Raw genomic sequence first — 2,458 nt, 5'->3', positions numbered from 1 at the left:
TACCAATTACCAATTACCAATTACCAATTACCAAATTATGCAATTCATAGATCAGGCAGAAATTCAAGTCGTAGCTGGCAAAGGCGGCGACGGTATGGTAGCATTTCGACGGGAGAAATACGTCCCAGCCGGCGGGCCTTCCGGCGGCAATGGTGGCAAAGGCGGTTCTGTAAATATGGTAGCAGTAGAACGCCTACAAACACTCCTAGATTTTAGATACGCCCGCATTTTTAAAGGAGAAGATGGCAAACGCGGCGGGCCAAAAAATATGACAGGGGCTCAGGGAAGCGAACGCACTATTGAGGTTCCTTGTGGCACAGTTGTATATGATGCTGAAACTAACGAACTTCTCGGAGATTTAATTAAACCTGGTCAAACTCTTTGTGTTGCTCAAGGAGGTAAAGGTGGATTGGGAAATAAATGTTTTTTGACCAATTCTAACCGCGCTCCCGATTATGCTATGCCGGGAAAAGATGGTGAAGTACGGATGTTACGGCTAGAGTTAAAGCTATTAGCTGAAGTCGGAATTATTGGTTTACCAAATGCGGGAAAATCTACGCTAATTTCTGCTTTGTCTGCTGCCAGACCCAAAATAGCAGATTACCCATTTACAACTTTAGTACCCAATTTAGGAGTAGTAAGAAAGCCTACCGGTGACGGCACAGTTTTTGCTGATATTCCAGGGTTAATTGAGGGAGCACACGCGGGTGCAGGCCTTGGTCATGACTTTTTACGCCATATTGAACGCACTCGTTTATTGCTGCATTTGATTGATATTACTGATGAAGATCCGGTTGCAAATTATCTAACTATTCAGGAAGAATTAAAGGCTTACGGGCGAGGTTTGGCGGATCGACAACTAATTTTAGCTGTCAATAAAGTGGATGCGATTGATACTGAAAGTGAAGAAATTCATAGTCTAATTAGCAGACTAGGTGAACTAGCAAAAGCTCCAGTTTTATTGATTTCTGCTGTTAGCCGTGTTGGTTTAGAAGAGTTAATGCAAGAAGTATGGGGTAAACTTGATGAGATGAATGAGAAAGAACGCGAAGAACGTCAGTCTGCGGAGTTAGCAATTCCCCTAAAATAGATTAAGACTTACGCAAAAATAACTTGTTTTTTCCCTGTAATGGAGTAATCTCAAAACCTTGTTACATCGTTCGTAAAAACAACTTATTTGTGTCATTGCGTTGGCGTAGCCTGCGCGTAGCGCTTACGTAATAAAGCAATCTCAAAACCTTGTTACATCGTTACAATACCTAAGTCCTGTAGATTAAAAGGATTAAGCGTGTCACGTATAAAGTCTCAAGTAAAAATGCCTTTACTAGATGCCTTACGAGATTGTACAAATAAGTCCAATGCGCCATTTTATGCACCGGGACATAAGCGGGGGGTAGGCATATCAAAACCCCTTTCTGACTTGTTAGGAATAGCTGTATTTCGTGCAGATTTGCCAGAGTTACCAGAGTTAGATAATCTATTTGCTCCCGAAAGTGTAATTTTAGAAGCGCAACAGTTAGCTACTGAGGCATTTGGTGCAGAATTTACTTGGTTTTTAACCAACGGTTCTACTTGCGGGATCGTAGCTGCAATTTTGGCTACTTGTACTCAGGGAGACAAGATTATTTTACCTCGAAATATCCATCAATCGGCTATTTCAGGTTTAATTCTTTCTGGTGCAATTCCAATTTTTGTTAATCCTGAATATGATGCTAATTGGGATATAGCTAACTGTATTACACCGAAAAATTTAGCAATTGCTTTAGAAAAACATCCCGATGCTAAAGCGGTGATGGTAGTTTATCCAACTTATCACGGCGTATGTGGAAATTTAGAGGAGATCGCGCAACTTACACATCAATATCATATTCCTTTATTAGTAGATGAAGCACACGGCGCACATTTCAACTTTCATCCAGATTTACCAAAAACTGCGTTGAGTTGTGGTGCGGATTTAACGGTACAATCTACTCATAAAATTCTGGGTGCAATGACTCAGGCTTCTATGTTGCACGTTCAGGGAAATTATATTAATATATCTAGACTAAATAGAGCCTTACAATTGGTTCAATCTACCAGTCCTAGTTATCTACTTTTAGCATCTTTAGATGCAGCTCGTCAGCAAATGGCACTGCATGGAGAAGAGTTAATGACGCGAACTTTAATGTTAGCTGAGACAGCGCGATCGCGCCTTAGTGAAATTCCAGGATTATCAGTTTTAGAACTTTTAAATACTCCTGGTTTTGTTAGCTTAGATTCAACTAGGTTAACTGTTAAAGTATCTGATTTCGGATTGAGTGGCTTTGCCGTTGATGAAATTCTTAATGAAGAATTAGGCGTGACTGCTGAATTGCCAATGTTACAGCATTTAACATTTATTATTAGCCTGGGAAATACAGAGTCAGATATCGCTCGTTTAATTGAAGCTTTTATGACTATTTCCCACCGAAATTTAAGC

2 protein-coding genes are annotated in these 2,458 nt (G+C 40.3%); both read left to right on the top strand.

Annotated elements, in window-relative coordinates; all coding sequences use genetic code 11:
• The first annotated feature begins 37 nt into the window (after nucleotides 1-37).
• Nucleotides 38-1,090, top strand: a complete 1,053-nt coding sequence (obgE, locus tag PN499_RS00730; protein WP_272029668.1) for a GTPase ObgE — start codon at nucleotides 38-40, stop codon at nucleotides 1,088-1,090.
• A gap of 198 nt (nucleotides 1,091-1,288) precedes the next feature.
• The coding region (locus PN499_RS00725; protein WP_465249955.1) for an aminotransferase class I/II-fold pyridoxal phosphate-dependent enzyme at nucleotides 1,289-2,458 on the top strand (1,170 nt) is incomplete at its 3' end.

This window comes from Kamptonema animale CS-326, from assembly GCF_028330895.1.
Classification (GTDB): Bacteria; Cyanobacteriota; Cyanobacteriia; order Cyanobacteriales; family Microcoleaceae; genus Kamptonema; species Kamptonema formosum.
Note: the sequence above shows the minus strand (reverse complement) of the source record. Positions and strands in the feature narration are given on the sequence as shown.

Excerpts from the sequence above, each read along its gene's own strand:
- obgE (WP_272029668.1), top strand. The coding sequence starts at position 38 with ATGCAATTCATAGATCAGGCAGAAATTCAAGTCGTAGCTGGCAAAGGC.